The organism is Arthrobacter sp. BGA-UO-ETr-C19 (assembly GCF_059568005.1).
Genome location: NZ_JCAQPC010000024.1, coordinates 120326 through 137283 on the forward strand (window position 1 = coordinate 120326; position 16958 = coordinate 137283).

General features: G+C 67.3%; 17 protein-coding genes. 6 read left to right on the forward strand and 11 right to left on the reverse strand.

What is annotated here, in order from left to right; genetic code table 11:
- Positions 1-54: 54 nt before the first annotated feature.
- A complete protein-coding gene (locus AC57BR_RS19435; RefSeq protein ID WP_496363548.1) occupies positions 55-873 on the reverse strand; it encodes a putative endonuclease domain-containing protein in 819 nt (272 codons plus the stop codon).
- Positions 874-1208: 335 nt separating this feature from the next.
- Positions 1209-1709, reverse strand: coding sequence for a PLD nuclease N-terminal domain-containing protein (locus AC57BR_RS19440; RefSeq protein WP_496363550.1), 501 nt, complete (start codon positions 1707-1709; stop codon positions 1209-1211).
- 129 nt (positions 1710-1838) lie between these two features.
- On the opposite strand from AC57BR_RS19440, the gene AC57BR_RS19445 reads away from it, so the two are divergent.
- Complete coding sequence (locus AC57BR_RS19445) at positions 1839-2162, forward strand: DUF4229 domain-containing protein (RefSeq protein ID WP_496363552.1); 324 nt, start codon at positions 1839-1841, stop codon at positions 2160-2162.
- 3 nt (positions 2163-2165) lie between these two features.
- Here the strand turns inward: AC57BR_RS19445 and AC57BR_RS19450 are convergent, their stop codons facing one another.
- From AC57BR_RS19450 to AC57BR_RS19470, 5 genes are all read right to left on the reverse strand, one after another.
- The gene (locus AC57BR_RS19450) at positions 2166-3047 is read right to left on the reverse strand and encodes a 1,4-dihydroxy-2-naphthoate polyprenyltransferase (protein WP_496363554.1); all 882 of its coding nucleotides are present in this window, start codon (positions 3045-3047) and stop codon (positions 2166-2168) included.
- A 93-nt stretch (positions 3048-3140) separates the two neighbouring features.
- Complete coding sequence (locus AC57BR_RS19455) at positions 3141-4292, reverse strand: AMP-binding protein (protein WP_496363556.1); 1152 nt, start codon at positions 4290-4292, stop codon at positions 3141-3143.
- 60 nt (positions 4293-4352) lie between these two features.
- The gene (locus AC57BR_RS19460; RefSeq protein WP_496363558.1) at positions 4353-5306 is read right to left on the reverse strand and encodes a 1,4-dihydroxy-2-naphthoyl-CoA synthase; all 954 of its coding nucleotides are present in this window, start codon (positions 5304-5306) and stop codon (positions 4353-4355) included.
- A 21-nt stretch (positions 5307-5327) separates the two neighbouring features.
- Positions 5328-5768, reverse strand: a complete 441-nt coding sequence (locus AC57BR_RS19465; protein ID WP_496363560.1) for a VOC family protein — start codon at positions 5766-5768, stop codon at positions 5328-5330.
- Between the two features lie 99 nt (positions 5769-5867).
- The gene (locus AC57BR_RS19470) at positions 5868-6629 is read right to left on the reverse strand and encodes a CPBP family intramembrane glutamic endopeptidase (protein WP_496363562.1); all 762 of its coding nucleotides are present in this window, start codon (positions 6627-6629) and stop codon (positions 5868-5870) included.
- Between the two features lie 189 nt (positions 6630-6818).
- On the opposite strand from AC57BR_RS19470, the gene AC57BR_RS19475 reads away from it, so the two are divergent.
- The gene (locus tag AC57BR_RS19475) at positions 6819-8618 is read left to right on the forward strand and encodes an ABC-F family ATP-binding cassette domain-containing protein (RefSeq protein ID WP_496363564.1); all 1800 of its coding nucleotides are present in this window, start codon (positions 6819-6821) and stop codon (positions 8616-8618) included.
- Positions 8619-8684: 66 nt separating this feature from the next.
- Here AC57BR_RS19475 and AC57BR_RS19480 read toward each other — a convergent pair whose 3' ends face one another.
- Together AC57BR_RS19480 and AC57BR_RS19485 are read right to left on the reverse strand one after the other, a co-directional pair.
- On the reverse strand, positions 8685-10673 hold the full coding sequence (locus AC57BR_RS19480) for a hypothetical protein (RefSeq protein ID WP_496363566.1): 1989 nt from the start codon (positions 10671-10673) through the stop codon (positions 8685-8687).
- Positions 10670-11140 (reverse strand): hypothetical protein, encoded by a 471-nt coding sequence (locus tag AC57BR_RS19485; RefSeq protein ID WP_496363568.1) that lies wholly within the window; start codon positions 11138-11140, stop codon positions 10670-10672. The genes AC57BR_RS19480 and AC57BR_RS19485 overlap by 4 nt, the downstream gene beginning before the upstream one ends.
- 411 nt (positions 11141-11551) lie before the next feature.
- Here AC57BR_RS19485 and AC57BR_RS19490 point away from each other — a divergent pair, with 411 nt between their 5' ends.
- A complete protein-coding gene (locus AC57BR_RS19490; RefSeq protein ID WP_496363570.1) occupies positions 11552-13012 on the forward strand; it encodes an amino acid permease in 1461 nt (486 codons plus the stop codon).
- A 139-nt stretch (positions 13013-13151) separates the two neighbouring features.
- On the opposite strand, the gene AC57BR_RS19495 is transcribed toward AC57BR_RS19490, so the two are convergent.
- A complete protein-coding gene (locus AC57BR_RS19495; protein WP_496363572.1) occupies positions 13152-13874 on the reverse strand; it encodes a dienelactone hydrolase family protein in 723 nt (240 codons plus the stop codon).
- A 147-nt stretch (positions 13875-14021) separates the two neighbouring features.
- Positions 14022-14198, reverse strand: coding sequence for a CsbD family protein (locus tag AC57BR_RS19500; RefSeq protein ID WP_496363574.1), 177 nt, complete (start codon positions 14196-14198; stop codon positions 14022-14024).
- Between the two features lie 166 nt (positions 14199-14364).
- Between AC57BR_RS19500 and AC57BR_RS19505 the strand changes: the two genes are divergently transcribed.
- The 3 genes from AC57BR_RS19505 (at position 14365) to AC57BR_RS19515 (ending at position 16946) form a co-directional block, all read left to right on the forward strand.
- A complete protein-coding gene (locus AC57BR_RS19505) occupies positions 14365-14823 on the forward strand; it encodes an SRPBCC family protein (RefSeq protein WP_496363576.1) in 459 nt (152 codons plus the stop codon).
- Positions 14823-15512, forward strand: coding sequence for a pentapeptide repeat-containing protein (locus AC57BR_RS19510; RefSeq protein WP_496363578.1), 690 nt, complete (start codon positions 14823-14825; stop codon positions 15510-15512). The genes AC57BR_RS19505 and AC57BR_RS19510 overlap by 1 nt, the downstream gene beginning before the upstream one ends.
- Before the next feature lie 222 nt (positions 15513-15734).
- Positions 15735-16946: a thiolase family protein gene (locus tag AC57BR_RS19515; RefSeq protein ID WP_496363580.1), complete on the forward strand. Its 1212-nt coding sequence runs from the start codon at positions 15735-15737 to the stop codon at positions 16944-16946.
- The last annotated feature ends 12 nt before the right edge of the window (positions 16947-16958 follow it).

A 16958-nucleotide genomic window follows, 5' to 3' on the forward strand; every position in this document is an offset into this window, starting at 1 on the left:
CGAAAGCTGCAGGAGAGGTCGGTCAGGCCCCGCGTGGGCGAGGTGCTTCGGACTTCAGGGGTGCCGGTGCGGTTGGTTATCGGGCGACGGACGATTAACGTGCGGCGTCCAGCCACGGCTTGTTAGGGCTTTGCGCACCTTGGTGACGGCGCTGGGCTCCATGCCCCGGGCGACGGGATCCAGGTCCAACTGTGTCAGGACCACCACGAGCCAGCCCAGACTCCGTGCGTTTTCATCGCGGAAGATGTCGCTTCTTCGTTGCGCTGGAGTGGCGTGGTGGCCGCCGTCGTACTGGATGGCAATCTTGAACTCCTCGTAGGACATATCCGGGTCCTGGACCCAGCCGCCGGTCTCATCGAACATGGGGACGTTGATGGCCGGCTCGGGCAGCCCGGCGACGATCAGCAGAAGCCGCAGTTCGGTCTCCTTCGGCGAATCGGTGCGCGCGCGGACGAGAGCCCTGGCCTTCATTGCCTTGCGATAGCCTGCCCGTCCCTGCTTCTCGGCGAGGAAAGCGTCCAGTGCCTCGGGCGTGGAGAGGGGACCCTTGCGGCGCAGAAGGAAGTCGCCGGCAATGACGAGGTCCTGCAGGGAGAGGATGCCGGCCAGATCGAACCACGTCCGAAGCGGTGACGTGCAGGCAACGAAGCGGCCCTCGAAAATCTCGTCCTCCGGGAGCGGAAGGCAGTGGCCGCAGACGTTCTTCCTTCGCACAGCCCGTGCGCCGTCCCGGCTGGTCAAATGGATGACGGCGTGATCGTCGAAACGAAGGGGCAACGGGAAACCCCAGAGCGCAGCGGCTGAAAGATGGCTGACGACTGCTCCGGTTGCGAGTGCCAGACCGCGCGCCCGGACAAGAAGGGTGATCTCCACGGCCGCAGGCGCGCGTACTCCGTGGCAGGGGCTCGTCAGGTCGAGGGCCCGTGCTCGCCTCCGGGTTAGGCCGGCAGCCGTAGCCTGGCGGATGGTGAACGGCTGTCCCTGCAGGGCCGGAGGAAGGGGACGTGGACGCGGCATAGGAGCATTCTGCTGCCCGAAGTGGGTCTGCGTGCCGTTGTCCACAATTCAGGGCCGGTGTGGAGGAATAGTGGGCGGTGGCTGCCCGGGCGTGTGGGCATCGTCCTGCTGCGACCGTTTTACCAAAAAGGGCCGCTCAGCTTGCTGCTGGGCGGCCCTTTCGGGTAAATCGGTGCGGTCAGGGGTCGCCGCTACTTGGCCTCGGGGTTCCCTTCGGCGTTGGCCTCGCCCGCGGCGCCCGGCTTGCGTGGACCCGGCTCGCCCGCCGCCGGTCCGCTGGCACTCGAACTGCCGCTGCTGGTGCCCGGAGCTGCGCCGGTGCTGCCTGTGCCCGCAGCACCCGTGCGGTGAGGGCCGCCGTCGGCCTGGTTCTTCCGCGCAGCGTCGTCCCTCAGCTTGCGGAGCCGTTCCGCCTCGGCCTTGCGGCGGCGCTGCTCGAGGTTCCGCAGGAAGTCGGGGTCGTCGTCGGGGGCGGTGGGATGGCGCTGGTAGACGGGCTGGGCCACGGCCGATGCGCGGGGGCGGCCGATCAGGAACCACAGTGCGGCGCCGATGAGCGGCAGGAGGGCAACCATGATGATCCAGGTTGTCTTGGAAAACCCGCGGGTCAGATGCCTGTCAGTCCGGATGACGTCCACCAGTCCGTAGACGTAGATGGCGAGAACGGCGACTGCGAGTGCAACACGAGGCATGCAATCAGTCTAGCCGCCGCGCGCCCCGGCGGAGATTACAGTATGCCCACAGTCGTGCGCCAGCAAAACGCCGAACCGGAGCCGCAGATGACGCAGGATACGTTCAGGCGGGACGGCTAAACTTGGATAGTGGCTTTTCTGAAATACTCCCTGATCCGGTTAGCGATCTTCCTGCCCCTGTTTGTGCTGTTCGTCTTCCTGCAGCTGGGGTGGTTTCTGGCCGTCGTCTGTGCAGGGCTGATTTCCTTCGCCATCAGCTACCTCTTCTTCCAAAAGCAGCGCGATGCCGCGACGGCGTCACTGCATGCCCGCTTCTCCGGCCGCGCCAAGCCCATCCGCACCGCCGGCGAGATCGACGATGCCCAGGCCGAGGACCACCTCGTGGACACCCACCCGGACGTCACCATCCGCAACGACGTCAAGAAGCGGGAACCCCGCGGCGAGGAAGCCTAGGCCTTACAGCCCGCTGCTCAGCACCAGTCCCAGCGAGAACAGCACGGCGTAGCCCAGGTTGATGAGACCCGTCTGCTTCAGGACCGGGATGAGGCTCTTGCGCTTCCGTCCGTTGATCATGAGCCAGGCCGGCATCAGGCAGGCCGGGATCAGGAGCAACACGATCAGCATCCACGGCCGCGTGGGAGCCAAAATCACCACGAGCAGGATCGCCACGGCCAGCATCAGCACGTAGCTCTCGCGGGCGTGCTTGTCGCCCAGGCGCACCGCCAGGGTTTTCTTCCCGGCCTGGATGTCCGAGGGGATGTCCCGGACATTGTTGGCCATGAGCAGGGCGCACGCGATGAGTCCCGTACCGATGGCGCCAATCACGGCAGGCAGGCCGATCTGCCCCGCCTGCGTGTAGGTGGTGCCGAGCGTGGCCACAAGCCCGAAGAACACGAACACGAAGACGTCGCCCAGGCCCATGTAGCCGTACGGGTTCTTTCCGCCCGTGTAGCCCCAGGCCGCCATCACGCAGCCCACGCCCACCAGCAGCAGCCACCACGTCTGGGTGATGATGACCAGTACCAGCCCCACGAGCATCGCCAGGCCGAAGGCACCGAACGCGGCATACTTCACGTGTTCGGGGCGGGCGGCACCGGAACCGACCAGCCGCAGGGGCCCGACCCGGTTCTCGTCTGTCCCGCGGATCCCGTCGGAGTAGTCGTTGGCGTAATTGACGCCGACCTGCAGCAGGAGCGCCACGAGGGCCGCCAGGACTGCATTGAGCGGGCGGAAGGAGGCCATCTCATAGGCCGCCGCCGAGCCGATCAGAACAGGGGCGATCGCGGCCGGCAGGGTGCGGAGCCGGGCGCCTTGGATCCATTGTGCGGCTGTTGCCACGGTAAGTACCTCGTGTTGGGTCGGTGATACATTCAAAAAGCATGGGCGTGCGCCGGGTTCGCGAATCCGCAGCGGCGCGGCGGCAGGACTACTCTATTTTCCCTGATGCAGCGCGTTGAGGCGTTCAATCATGGCCAGCCGGTCCGGCTTGCCGTTGGGCAGCATGATCAGCTCTCCGGCCGGCAGGACGGTTTTGGGGGCCAGCAGCCCGAGCGTGCGGTGCCATTCCTCGGCCCACGCGGCGCCGTCCCGTCCAGCGCCATCGGCCCCGGAGGCGGTCCGGGCGACTGCCACATAGGCCGCCACGGCCTGGCCCCACTTCGCAGACTCGACGCCGGCCACAAAAGCCGCCGTCACGCCGTCGGACTTTTCCAGCTCCGCCTGCACGTGCGCGGCGGAGACCTTGACGCCGCCGGTAATGATGACGTCGTCGGCACGGCCCAGCACGGTGAGCCGGCCGTCGGCATCCAGGGTGCCGAGGTCGTTGGTCCGGTACCAGCGGCTGCCGTCCTCCTCGATGAAGGACTCGGCGGTCTGCCGCGGCGCGTCCAGGTAGCCCGCCGCGAGAATGGCCCCGCCCAGGTGGATCCGGCCGTCTTCGGCGAGCCGCAGGGCCACGCCCTCGAGGGGATAGCCGTCGTACACGCAGCCGCCGCAGGTTTCCGCCGCACCGTAGGTGGTGACCACCCGGAGGCCGGCGTCCCGCGCGGATGCCAGGAGCTCGGCCGAGGCCGGGGCGCCGCCGAGCAGGATGCCGTTGAAGCGGCGCAGCACAGCGAGGGTGTCCGCCGACGGATCCGCGAGCAGGCGCTGCAGCTGCGTGGGCACCAGCGACGTGAAGCGGATCTTGTCCGTCAGCTCCAGTGCGGCCGCGGTGAAGGCATCAGCGGTGAAGCCCGCGGACAGGTCCATGGCCCACGGCCGGGTGCCCGCAAACAGCGACCGCACCAGTACCTGCACGCCCGCCACATACTGCAGCGGCAGGGCCAGCAGCCACTGTCCCTCGCCCTTGAGCGCAAAGGCGGTGGCCATCGACGACGCCGCCAGCGCGTCCACCGTCAGGACCGTCGCCTTGGGCGCCCCGGTGGACCCGGACGTGCGGACCACCACGACGGCGTCCTCGAACCCGGGGGTCCGGACAGGGGTCACTGCCGGATTGCCGTCGGGGCCGGCGGAGAGTTCGACGGCGGGGCCCTCACCGTGGAGGGCGGCCGCCAGCGCCTTGAGTGCGGGCTCGATATTCACTGCGTGCGCCTTGGGTGCGCGGGCCTGGGGAGCATGGGGTGCCTTCCGACGAGTGCGTTCTTAGAAGTAGTACGGGAACCGGGACCAGTCGGGGTCGCGTTTTTGCAGGAAGGCTTCCTTGCCCTCCACGGCCTCGTCCGTCATGTAGGCCAGCCGGGTCGCTTCGCCGGCGAACACCTGCTGTCCGGCCAGGCCGTCGTCGGCGAGGTTGAAGGCGAACTTGAGCATCCGGATGGCCTGCGGTGACTGCCGGGCGATGTCCGCGGCGTACTCCAGAGCGACTTCCTCGAGGCGCTCGTGGTCAACGGCCTCGTTCACGGCCCCCATCCGGACCATGTCCTCGGCGGAATATTCACGGGCGAGGAAGAAGATCTCCCGGGCGGACTTCTGACCGATTTGCCGGGCCAGCAGCGCCGAGCCGTAGCCGGCGTCGAAACTGCCCACCGTGGCGTCCGTCTGCTTGAACTTCCCGAACTGGCGCGAGGCGATGGTCAGGTCGGAGACCACGTGCAGGGAGTGCCCGCCGCCGGCCGCCCAGCCGTTGACGACGGCGATGACCACCTTGGGCATGGTCCGCATCAGCCGCTGGACCTCCAGGATGTGTAGCCTTCCCGCGCGGGCCGGGTCGATGGTTTCCTGCGTCTCGCCGTCGGCATAGCGGTATCCGTCCCGTCCGCGGATCCGCTGGTCCCCGCCGGAGCAGAACGAGTGGCCGCCGTCCTTGGGGGAGGGGCCGTTGCCGGTCAGCAGCACGGTGGCCACGTCCGGGGTCATCCGGGCGTGGTCCATGGCGCGGTACAGCTCGTCCACGGTCCCCGGGCGGAAGGCGTTGCGGACCTCCGGCCGGTTGAACGCGATGCGGACGGTGGGCAGGTCCCGTGTCACGGTGCCGTCCTCGGACCGCTCCACCTGCCGGTGGTAGGTCAGGTCCTGGAAGTCGTCGAAGCCGGACACGGTGCGCCAGCGGGACGGGTCAAAGACGTCGGATACCTTGGCGGGGAATTCGTTGCTCACCGTCCAAGTCTAGTAATCGGCTCAGCTGATGCAGAACTCGTTGCCCTCCGGGTCCGCCATGGTGTGCCATTCGTGCGGCCCCTGGCTGGCCGTCCAGAGGAAGGTGGCGCCGCGGGCTTCCAGCTCGGCGCGGACCTCGTCCTTGTCCCGGCCGTCCAGGCGAACGTCCCAGTGCACCCGGTTCTTGATGGTCTTTTGTTCCGGCACGGTCTGGAACAGCAGGCGCCGGGCGGGTGCCTTGGCGTCGATTTCCTCGGTGGGCCGGATCGCCGCGCCCTCCTTCCACACCAGCTTGCCGTTATGCGTCATGGTCTGGTCTTCCGTGGCGAAGCCCTGGCTGATCATGGACCGGATGAAGCCCTCGTCCTGCGGCTCCACGGACCAGTCCAGCGTTTCGGCCCACCAGTCGGCGAGGTCATGCGGGTGATGGCAGTCGATGGCGATCTGAATGTTGAGTCCCATGGCACCAAGCTACGACGGCGGCGCCGCCTCCGGATAGGGGCCGGGCCATCATGACGGGGCCGGCCCGGGCGCGCCCGGGCGGCAGGGCCGGCGGCGGCTCTAGCCTTGGACCCGCTGCAGCTGATCCAGGAGTTCCGGCGGGATGGTGTAGAGGAAGATCGCGGCCAGCAGGTTCTTGGTTGCATGGACGAAGTAGGCAAACATCAGGTTCCGCCCCGTCCACACGTATACAAAGACCAGGGTGCCGCCCATGGCCAGGTACGGCATGAGCGCGGGGAGGGTGAGGGCCTCCTGCCCCACGATGTGCAGGGCGGCGAAGAGAATCACGGAAAGTCCGCAGCAGATCCAGATGTTGACCCGCCTGCTGAGCTTCCCGATCAGCAGGTGCCGGAACACATACTCCTCGACGAACGGTCCCACCACGACAATCAGCGGCACCATCAGCCAGGCCGGGACCTGCCGAATGAGCGTCTGCAGTCCGGCCTGGTTGGCGGACGTCTCGGTGGTCCCGCCCACGGCCACCAGGATGGCCGTGACAACCATCATGGCGACGACGGCCAGCGGCACCATTCCGAGCGTGAACCAGGGCCGCGTGGCAAGCACCTTGAGGTCCCGGGACACCACCCCGCGGGCGGCAAACAGCGCCAGGGCGCCGACACAGCCGTAGAAGAGGAGGTTCACGCCGTAGGAGGCGATGGCCGGCGTCGGGGCCAGTGCCCGGAGCAACGGCAGGATCAGTTCCCCGGCCAGGGCGAAGAACGCGGCGACGGCAACGTAGAGTCCGACGGCGGTGAGGTCCAGCGGCGAAAACCGGTAGAGATCCGGCCGCGGAGCAGGCAGCATGCGTCTGGTATTCACCATGCTCCCAGCGTAGTGCGCGTGCCCGACGGCGGGTGCGAACCTTGACGGGGCCGCCCGCCTGCGGGCAGGCTTGACCCATGAAGTCCTAACCGCGACGCCGGCATCGTCCGGCGTCGACATGGCCACAGACAAGGCCCCGTAGAGCATAACTGAGCTCCGGGGCCGCACTTTGGACTGCGAGGACTTCCCATGACTGAACCACATTTCCGCACCGAACAGCTGCACCTGTCCGGCGTCTCCCACGGCTACGGGGACCGCGAACTCTTCACCGGCGTCGACCTGGTGATCGCCGCGGGGGAACACGCCGCCGTCGTGGGCGAGAACGGTGCCGGCAAGTCCACTCTGCTGCGGATCCTGGCGGGTATCGAGGCGCCTGCGGAAGGCACGGCCCAGCGGCACGGCCGGGTGGGCTATCTGGCGCAGACATCCGGACTCTCCGCCAGGCTGACCGTGGCCGACGCCATTGACGGTTCGCTTCGCGCACTGCGGGAGATGGAAGCCGAGCTGGAACGGCTGGAGGACGGCCTGGCGGCGGCCGGGCCGGCCGAGCTCGAGGCCTACGGGAACCTGCAGACCCGGTACCAGTTGCGCGAGGGATATGCCGCGGAATCCCGTGTGGAGGCGGCGCTGGACAGGCTTGGCCTGGGCGGCGTGGACCGCGGCCGGACGCTGGGGTCGCTGTCCGGCGGGGAGCAGGAGCGCGTGGCGCTGGCCTGCCTGCTGGCTGATCCCGCGGACATCCTGCTCCTGGATGAGCCAACGAACCACCTGGACGCCAGCGGAACAGCCTGGCTCGAGGGCCGTCTCGCATCGCACCGGGGAGTTGTGGTGGTGGTTTCGCACGACCGTGTGCTGCTGCGGAAGGTCGCCGCCGCCGTGATCGAGGTCGACGCCGAGCGCCGAACGGTGAACCGCTACGGCAACGGCTACGACGGCTACCTGAAGGAGAAGCGGGCCGAGCGGCAGCGCTGGGCGCAGCAGTACCACGGCTGGCTCGACGCCATGGATGCCGAACGGCGGCAGGCGGACACCGTGGCGGGCAGGATGGGCTACGCGCGCCGGCGGGACAACGACAAGGCGGCCTTCGACTTCAAGACCGGGACCTGGGAGCGCGCCGCTGCCAGCAAGATCCGCAATGCACAGGAGCGGCTGCGCCGCCTGGAGGACAACCCGGTGGAGCGCCCGCCGGAACGCCTGAAGCTCGACGCCGGGCTCGACGGCGAATTGGACGGCACGCCCGGCGGCGGATTGGACGGCACCGCCGATTCCGGCGGGAGGAACGTCACCGCCGATTCCGGTGGGAGCGCCGGCCGGAGTTCCGGGGGCGGACACCTGGAAGCCGTCGAAGGGGTCCTGCATGCCCGCAACACCCGGGTGCCTGGCCGGCTGGACGTCCCCGAGTTCCGGGTGGACCGCGGGCAGAAAATCCTCATCACCGGGCCCAACGGTGCCGGGAAGTCCACGCTGCTCTCCGTTCTGGCCGGCACGCTCCAGCCGGCCGCTGGCCAGGTGGTGCGCCGCGGCCGGATCGGCTACCTGCAGCAGGAGCTCGAGTTGCCCGAACATCCGGCCCTGAGGCTGCTGCCCGCCTTTGCCGCCGGGCTCGGCGGGAACATCGACGACCATGCGGAGGCGCTGCTGCGGCTGGGCCTCTTCCGCACCAGCGAATTCCATGTTCCGGTGGGCGCGCTCTCCGCAGGCCAGCAGCGCAGGCTGGCGCTCGCCCGGCTGCTGCTCGGCCACAGGGACGTCATGCTCTTGGACGAACCCAGCAATCACTTGGCCCCCGCGCTCGTGGAGGAACTGGAATCGGCGCTCGCGGACTTCGGCGGAACGGTGGTGATGGTCAGCCATGACCGGGCCCTGGGTGAGTGGTTCGACGGCTGTGCGGACGGGTCCCGTGGCCGGGCGGGTGAACTCGCTCCGGGGAGATGGCTCAGGTACACGATGGCGGACGGCATGCTGGAAAAGGTGGCGCTGCCCGCCTGAGCAGAAAAACCCAGGCCCGGCGGATGTGCCGCCAGGCCTGGGTTTTCTTGCAGCTGGGTCAGGAAGCTACCGGAACAGGGCGCTGTAGGTTCCCATGATGATTCGGTCGCCGGGCCTGGACTTCCTGATGTAATCCACCACGGCCCAGTCGTCCAGCGAGATACAGCCCGCCGTCGGGACCTTGTTCATGTGCAGGAAGATGGCGAAGCCGGCGTCCTGCACGATGTTGGGACGGTTGTAGTTGACCACCACGCCCTGGCGGTAGTCATGAGTGGCGCGGGTGGCGAAGTACCACATGTTCTCGTCCCAGCCCACCCACGATGAGGACTCGAAGTACTTGTTGTACGTCGCGGTCCACGGGTTGCCGCCCCAGCGCGAGCGGGGGTTCAGCGTGCGGTAGGGGAGCTTCGTTCCCGGGTTGCCCAGGCCGAAGGCCTCCGTCACCGAGTACGAGCCCGTGGGCGAGTACAGGTAGCGGGTGGGGCCCGAGGGGACGCCCGGAGCCTTGAAGCCGGAGGCGCCCACGTAGCCGTCGGTCCGCCAGTCCTGGACGTACGTTCCGGCCATCCGGACGCAGTAGACGTTGGTTGCATACGACTGGCCGTAGCCCTGCGTAAACGTCAGCAGCACCCGGTTGGCGCCGTACGTGGAGTACCTGGACCGCCCGTTGTTAAGCTTCTGGCATTCGGTAATTCCGTAAGCCCGCGTGCCGGCAGCCTTGGTGTAGCCGATGAAGCCGCGCTGGAACGATTGGATGCACTGGTCGCCGGCGCACCGTTCGTTCGCCGTCGGGTAGCCCAGCCAGCCGCCCGCCCCGCCGTTGGTGGCATAGCGCTGGGCGATGCCGGCCCGGACGATCCAGGCCGGGGTCAGCGGAGACCAGTAGATGGTGCCGCCCTGGAACCGCTGGATGCACCCGCCGGCGGCCTGCCCGCAGGCCTCATTGGCCACGGGATAGCCCAGGGAGCTCCGGTTTCCGCCGGTCAGGATGTACCGGGTGCCGATGCCGCCGCGCGTGATCCAGGCGCCTGTGGCGGGCGACCAGTAAATGCTGCCGCCCTGGAACCGCTGGAGGCAGCCGCCCGCCACCTGGCCGCAGGCTTCCGTGCTGGTTGGATACCCCAGGACGCCGTTCTGCGCGCCGACGGCACGCCAGCGGGAGCCGATGCCGCCGCGGATCGCCTGGCCTCCGGTCTGCGGCGACCAGTAGATGGTGCCGGCGTCGAAGACCTGCGAACAGCCCCCGTTTCTCAGCCCGCAGGTTTCTCCGGCTGACGGCAGGCCCAGGACCGTCTCAGCTCCCGACGCTGCCCAGCGGCTGCCGATGCCCGTACGGGTGGAGAAGTTGAGCAACCGGGTTCCGGTCCAGATGATCACCTTGCCGGTGGAGAATTTCTGCAGGGACCGTGCCCCCATGGCGATTTCGTCGCCGATGGGATAGCCGAAGGCTGCCAGGCCGCCCCCTGCCGTCCACTGCGGGCCGGTGCGCCCGGAGGCCAGCAGGACCGGATGGGCTCCCGACTTGGACGTCCAGTAGATCGGGCCGCCCGAGAAGCTCTGCACGCAGAGCCCCGCCGAGCACTGCTCGTTCGACGTCGGCTCGCCGAGCACGCCGCCCGCTCCGCCAAGGCTCCGCCACTTGGCGCCGATGCCGCCGGCGGTGACAAATTCGGGCTCGGGGTCCGGCTCCGGATCGCTGACGGCTGGATCGGCGGCCGGATCTGTGAGCGCCGGATCGGTGACGGCGGGATCTGTGACGGCGGGGTCCGTTACGGGCGGGTCCGACGCCGGCCCCGGAGCCTCTGGCTCGGTCACCGGATCGGTGGCCGGGTCAATCGCGGCTTCCGTTGCCGGGTCAGTCGCCGGTTCGGAAGCAGGAGTAGTGGCCGGGGCGGTCTCTGCAGTGGCGCCCGTGGTTCCGGCTCCGGGAGTGGAAGAGGCAGTCGCCTGGACGGGCGGCGGCGTCTCGGAACCGACGGCGAGGGCAGGTGAGGACGCGAGCGGCCCGGCCGCCAGGCTCAGGAGCAGGGCGGCCGCAAGTAGTGGTTTTCTCACGAAGCATCCTCCACCGACACAACCGGTTCGCACGTGCCGGTTTGGCCCGCGGTTTTGGCGAAGTTCTCTGCAGACACTTCAGCCGATTTCCCTGCCTGGACCGTTTCCGTGAGCAGGGTGTGGCCCTGGACAGCCGCGCCGACGGTGACCGCAATGGCCACTGTGTACTTCTTGGCTGTGTCCGATGAGTTGACCAGGGTTCCCTTGAACGTCCACTGGCCGTCCGGACCGGCCGCGCAGGTGTGCTCCTGCAGGGCATCGATCGCGTTCAGCGACGTGGACACATCGGTGGGGAGGGAAGGGGCCGTCGTGGGTGGTGAGGATTCCGACGGCGGCTGGGACACCGCCGTCGTACTGGTTGCTGATGGTGCGCTGGGGCTGGATCCGGAAGGGGCTGGACCCCCGCCGGAACACCCCGAAGCTGCCAGCAGCAAGGCCGCAGGCAGCAGTAGTGCTCTCTTTCTCATAGTCCCCCCTGAAAAATGGCGCGAGTGCCGGCGTCCGCATGAGACGGTGCGGACACCATGGCCGGGAACGAATCCCCGGCCATGGTGCTCAGAGTAGCCCCAATCCGGGCACCAACGGGAGGTTTTTGTCCATTCGAGTTACTGTTTCGCAACGCGACACGGGGACCGCGTCAAAGCCCCGTCAAAGCCCCGCCGAACCCCAACCGGACCTGCGGAATGTTGCCCGCGTCACGGAGCAGTCCGGAAATCTTGTACGATGGACGGGCCGTGCGAACCTTCGATGCTCCACGAGTTTTTGTACACATACGGTCCTTAAGAGGGGCCTGAAGTCGAATTATCTGTACAAAAACTCCAGGTTCCGGAACCGGCAGTGCCCTACCCAAGGCAACCCCCGACCTACAAGGAACAGTTGTGCCTCAAAGTACCCCCACAGAACTTATGAGCCCGACGGCTCCATCCGCCGCCGTCGACTCGACCCTCAGCGCCGAGGGCTACAAGAAGACCCTGAGCCGGCGCCACGTCACGATGATCGCGATGGGCGGCGCCATCGGCGTCGGCCTCTTCATGGGAGCCGGCGGCCGGCTGGCCTCCACCGGACCTGCGCTGATCTTCTCCTACGCCATCGCCGGCGTCATCGCCTACCTGCTGATGCGGGCGCTCGGCGAGCTCGTCATGTACCGCCAGACCTCCGGCTCGTTCGTCAGCTATGCCGGCGAAATGTTCGGCAAGAAGGGCGCATTCTTTTCCGGCTGGATGTACTTCATCAACTGGGGCATGACGGGGATCGCGGAGCTTATCGCGATTGGCCTGTACTTTCAGTTCTTCTTCCCCAACGTGCCGGTTGAAGCTTCCGCCATTGCGGCGCTTGCGCTGCTCGTGGCCGTGAACCTGCTGAGCGTCAAGGCGTTCGGCGAGTTTGAGTTCTGGGCGTCCTGCCTCAAGGTCGGCGCCATCCTGATCTTCCTGGCCGTGGGCACCTTCATGGTGATCACCAACGCCAAGGTCGGCGGCGGCCACGCCTCCGTGGCAAACCTCTTCGACGGCGACGGCGGCATGTTCCCCAAGGGCGCCCTCGTCATGGTCCTGGTGCTCAACGCCGTCATCTTCGCCTACAACGGCATTGAGCTCGTCGGCATCACCGCCGGCGAGATGCAGAATCCGGAACGAGAAGTACCCAAGGCGGTCCGCGCCGTCGTCCTCCGCATTGTGGTCTTCTACGTCGGCTCCGTAACCCTGCTGGCCATGCTGCTGCCGTCCGACCAGTACAAGGCCGGCGTGTCCCCGTTCGTCACCGTCTTCGGCCAGATGGGCCTGGGCTGGGTGGGCGACGTCATGAACATGATCGTCATCACCGCGGCGCTGTCCTCGTGCAACTCGGGCCTCTACTCGATCGGCCGTGTCTTCCGCACCATGGCCAACAACGGCCACGCGCCGCAGTGGCTCACCAAGATGTCCTCGCGCCACGTTCCGTACGCTGCGATCCTGGCCATTGCCGCCTTTTACCTGGTGGGCATCCTGCTGAACATCTGGCTCGGCGGCTCGCACGCGTTCGACCTCGCCCTGAACACCGCGTCCATCGGCGTGATCTTCACGTGGGGCGCCATCTTCGCGAGCCAGATCGCGCTGCGTCACCAGAAGGGCAAGGTCTCCAGCCTCCCGATGCCCGGCTCGCCGTGGACCAGCTGGGCCGGACTTGTCGCTCTACTCGCCATCGCCGTGCTGATCGGCTTCGACACCATGACCAGCAAGTCCGGCGAGGTCTTCCACCTCGGCCTCTGGACCCTGGCCACCATCCCGTTCTTCGCCGTGGTGCTGTGGCTGGGCTGGCAGAAGGTCAAGAACAACGAACCCAAGAGCGAGCTGTTCAGCTAGCTTCTGGTTTGATCCCGACTTTTTTGATCGCGACGGCGGGCCCTCCTTTCCGGAGGCGCCCGCCGTCGTCGTTCCTCCATCGGTTGCTCCATAACTGCCCTTCTGAGCGTTCAAAAGGGCAGTTGTGGAGCAATCGATGTCAGATTTTCAAGTGCCGCGCGAAGTGGTCCTCGATCCGGCGCCACGCCTCCGGGGCGGCGGCCGGATCCGGTCCGATCCCCATCACGCGCGTCAGCGGGCGCAGCGCCCGCGGGCCTTCCTCCTGGTCGTTCAGGAAGGAGTGTCCCGCCGTCGGGAATTCCTTGACGTCGTGTTCGACGCCCACCGCATCCAGGGCGGACTCCAGCCTGGCCGCGGCGCCGGGCAGGGTGCGGTCCTTGGCGCCGTAGTTCGCCACGAGTGGGCAGGCGCCCCGGAGCGCCGGCTCCAGGTCGCGGGGCAGACGGCCGTAGTTCACGGACGCGGCGTCGAAGCCGTCGTTGGCCGCGAGGAGAGCGAAGCCGCCGCCCATGCAGAATCCGATGACCCCCGTCCGGCCGGTGGAAAGGGGCGACGCCTGCAGCCAGGACCGTGCGGCGGCGATGTCGGCGAAGACGCGGCCTTCGCCTGTGATCATGGATTTCATGGTGCCCACCAGGCAGCGGCGCGGGCCGCCGTCGCTGAAGAGATCGACGGCGAGCGTGAGGTAACCGGCCGCCGCGAGCCGGTCCGCGTGCCGGCGGATCTGGTCGTTGAGGCCGAACGCCTCATGGATCATCACGACGGCGGGAAAGGGGCCTGAGCCGGCGGGTGTGGCAAGGTAGCCGCGAAGAGTCTTGGATCCGCCGCGGACGGCTGCCCCGCTCAGATCAACGTGCGTCATGGACCCAGTCTTGCACGGGCCGCAATCCCGAACGGGCGGTATTGCTTGGCGTCAAGCCTGACCTTTCTACAAGAACGGCCTTTCTACAAAAACGGCGACGCCGGGCTCCCCCCAAGGGAGTCCGGCGTCGCCGTTCGCGGTGATGTACTAATCCCGCTTGAATTCGTCCTTGACGTCTTCGCCGACCTTCTTGGCGTCGGCGACCACCTGGTCCTTTTGGCCCTCTGCCTTAAGGCGGTCATTGTCCGTCGCGTTGCCTGCCGCTTCCTTCGCCTTGCCGCCGAAGTCTTGTGCAGAGTTCTGGATCTTGTCTCCGATACCCATGATGGGAACCACCTTTCGGTTGCCGGTTGATCTGACAAAGCCATTTCAGCCTAACACGAAGCATGCTTACTATTTCAAGCCGTGGTGGGAATTCCTGTGAGGCCCGGGGCTGGGAGGAGGGCGCTCCAGGCCCAAAATGTCGGCCGTCGACGCTAGGCTCGAAGGCATGGATCACAGCATTAGCCTGAGTCAGCACGTGAACGCCAGCCCGGAGAAAGTCTGGCAGGTGATCTCGGATGTACCGGGGTCCGCCGCCACACTCTCCGGGGTTGAGTCCATCCAAATGGTCAGCGAGGGGCCGTATGGCGAAGGCACCCGCTGGAAGGAGACGCGGTCCATGATGGGCCGGCGCGAAACGGTGGAAATGTGGGTATCCCAGGCTGATCCGCCGCACAGCACAACGGTGAAGGCGCTGCAGGGCGGAGCTGACTACACCTCCCGGTTCACGCTGGAAGAGCGGGGCGGCGGGACCGACCTCACCATGACCTTCGGTGCGGAGGTCCTCAGGCCCACCGTGTTCAGCCGGCTGATGCTTGCCGTGTTCGGGAGGATGGGCATGACTATCACGCGGAAGGCCCTGGCGAAGGACCTTGCTGAGATCGCGGCGAAAGCGGAGCAGCTGTAGTGGCGGGAAGGTCTGCGGGCAAACCCCGCCAGGGTTCGGCGTCGAAGGTCACGCCCCCGAGGCTGGCGCCGGTCCGGCTGGAGGATCTGCGGGAGGACGATGCGCCGGACTTCAGCCGCGCCGCGCGCTATGACGGCATGCGGTACAGCAGGGCGGCTGCAGATGGGCTGGAGCTGAGTGGCATCACCTTCGCCGAATGCGAATTCGCCGGAGTCTCCTTCAATGAAGCGCAGCTGCGGGGCGCCACCTTCCGGGACTGCGTCATTGAGGAGGCCTTTGCCCCCGTCCTGAACGCCGCCCGGTCCACGCTGCACGACGTCGTCTTCAGTAACCCCAGGTGGGGGTCCGCGGAGCTCTATGAGGGCGGCTGGCAGTCGGTGCGGATCGACGGCGGCAAGATCGACTACCTGAACCTGCGCGGCTCGCGGCTGGCGGACGTGCTGATCAGCGACTGCATCATCAGCGAACTTGACCTGGGTTCTGCCACCGCTGCCCGGGTGGCGCTGAAAAACTGCACCATCGGCAGCCTGGACCTCGCCGGCGCCAGGCTGAAGGACTTCGACATGCGCGGCACGGACTTCCGGAGCATCAGTGGACTGGGGAGCCTCGCCGGCGTCGTGATCGACGAGTATCAGCTGGGTCTCCTGGCCCCGTTGCTGGCTGCGCACCTGGGTGTTGTGGTGGCCTGACGCGGGTGGTGCCCAGGGGAGCCCCGCGGGTGGTGCCCTGACGCGCCCCGTGGGCTGAAGAGTTTTTGTCCACTTGTCACGACTTCGAGGCATGTTAGGTCGCGACAAGTGGACAAAAACTCCCGTCCCGTTGACCGGTTGCCCGCACCGTGTAATCTTTATAGAACGAACGGTCGGTAATTTATTCGCTGCCGACCCAGCTTCTGCGAAAAGGATGTTCTCATGGTCGAGGCTTTTCTGGTCGGCGGTGCCCGTACCCCGGTAGGACGATACGGCGGAGCGCTCTCGGCGGTCCGGCCCGATGATCTGGCCGCGCTGGTGGTCCGCGAGGCCGTTGCCAGGGCGGGCGTGAATCCGGACGCGATCGATGAGGTCATCCTCGGCAACGCCAACGGCGCCGGCGAGGAGAACCGCAACGTGGCGCGAATGGCCACCATCCTTGCCGGCCTGCCGCTCCACATCCCCGGCATCACCGTAAACCGGCTCTGCTCCTCGGGCCTGAGCGCCATCATCATGGCCAGCCAGATGATCAAGTCCGGGGCCGCGGACATCGTGGTTGCCGGCGGCGTGGAATCCATGAGCCGCGCGCCCTGGGTACAGGAGAAGCCACAGACGGCCTTCGCGAAGCCCGGCCACATCTTCGACACCTCCATTGGCTGGCGGTTCGTGAACCCCCTGTTCACGAAGGGCGAGTTGTCCCGGGACGGCAAGATGACATTCTCCATGCCGGAAACCGCTGAGGAGGTGGGCCGCGTGGACGGCATTTCCCGCGAGGACGCGGACGCCTTCGCCGTCCGCTCCCACGAGAGGGCACTCGCCGCCATCGAGGCGGGTCGCTTCAAGGACGAAATCGTCCCGGTGACGGTCAAGACCCGCAAGGCCGAGACAGTGGTGGACACCGATGAGGGGCCCCGGGCAGGCACCACCATGGACGTGCTGTCCGGCCTCCGCCCCGTGGTTCCCGGCGGCTCGGTGGTCACGGCCGGTAACTCGTCCTCCCTCAACGACGGCGCGTCCGCCATCATCGTGGCCTCAGAAGCCGCGGTCCAGCGGCTCGGCCTCACGCCCCGTGCCCGCATCATCGACGGCGCCTCCGCGGGCTGTGAGCCGGAAATCATGGGCATCGGCCCGGTTCCCGCAACGCAGAAGGTGCTCAAGCGGAGCGGTCTCAGCGTCGGTGACCTTGGCGCCGTCGAACTTAATGAAGCGTTTGCCACCCAGTCCCTTGCCAGCGTGCGGCGCCTTGGGCTGGACCCGGACATTGTGAACAACGACGGCGGCGCGATCGCTTTGGGGCACCCGCTGGGTTCCAGCGGCTCCCGGATCGCCATCACCCTGCTGGGCCGGATGGAGCGCGAAGACGCGCGGATCGGCCTGGCCACCATGTGCATCGGCGTGGGTCAGGGTACAGCCATGCTGCTGGAGCGCGTGTAGTGCCGGGCCACG

Coding starts and splice junctions, on each gene's coding strand:
- AC57BR_RS19440 (WP_496363550.1), bottom strand. CDS start 1,709: ATGCCTCGTGTTGCACTCGCAGTCGCCGTTCTCGCCATCTACGTCTAC.
- AC57BR_RS19465 (WP_496363560.1), bottom strand. CDS start 5,768: ATGGGACTCAACATTCAGATCGCCATCGACTGCCATCACCCGCATGAC.
- AC57BR_RS19470 (WP_496363562.1), bottom strand. CDS start 6,629: ATGGTGAATACCAGACGCATGCTGCCTGCTCCGCGGCCGGATCTCTAC.
- AC57BR_RS19475 (WP_496363564.1), top strand. CDS start 6,819: ATGACTGAACCACATTTCCGCACCGAACAGCTGCACCTGTCCGGCGTC.
- AC57BR_RS19485 (WP_496363568.1), bottom strand. CDS start 11,140: ATGAGAAAGAGAGCACTACTGCTGCCTGCGGCCTTGCTGCTGGCAGCT.
- AC57BR_RS19495 (WP_496363572.1), bottom strand. CDS start 13,874: ATGACGCACGTTGATCTGAGCGGGGCAGCCGTCCGCGGCGGATCCAAG.
- AC57BR_RS19500 (WP_496363574.1), bottom strand. CDS start 14,198: ATGGGTATCGGAGACAAGATCCAGAACTCTGCACAAGACTTCGGCGGC.
- AC57BR_RS19505 (WP_496363576.1), top strand. CDS start 14,365: ATGGATCACAGCATTAGCCTGAGTCAGCACGTGAACGCCAGCCCGGAG.
- AC57BR_RS19515 (WP_496363580.1), top strand. CDS start 15,735: ATGGTCGAGGCTTTTCTGGTCGGCGGTGCCCGTACCCCGGTAGGACGA.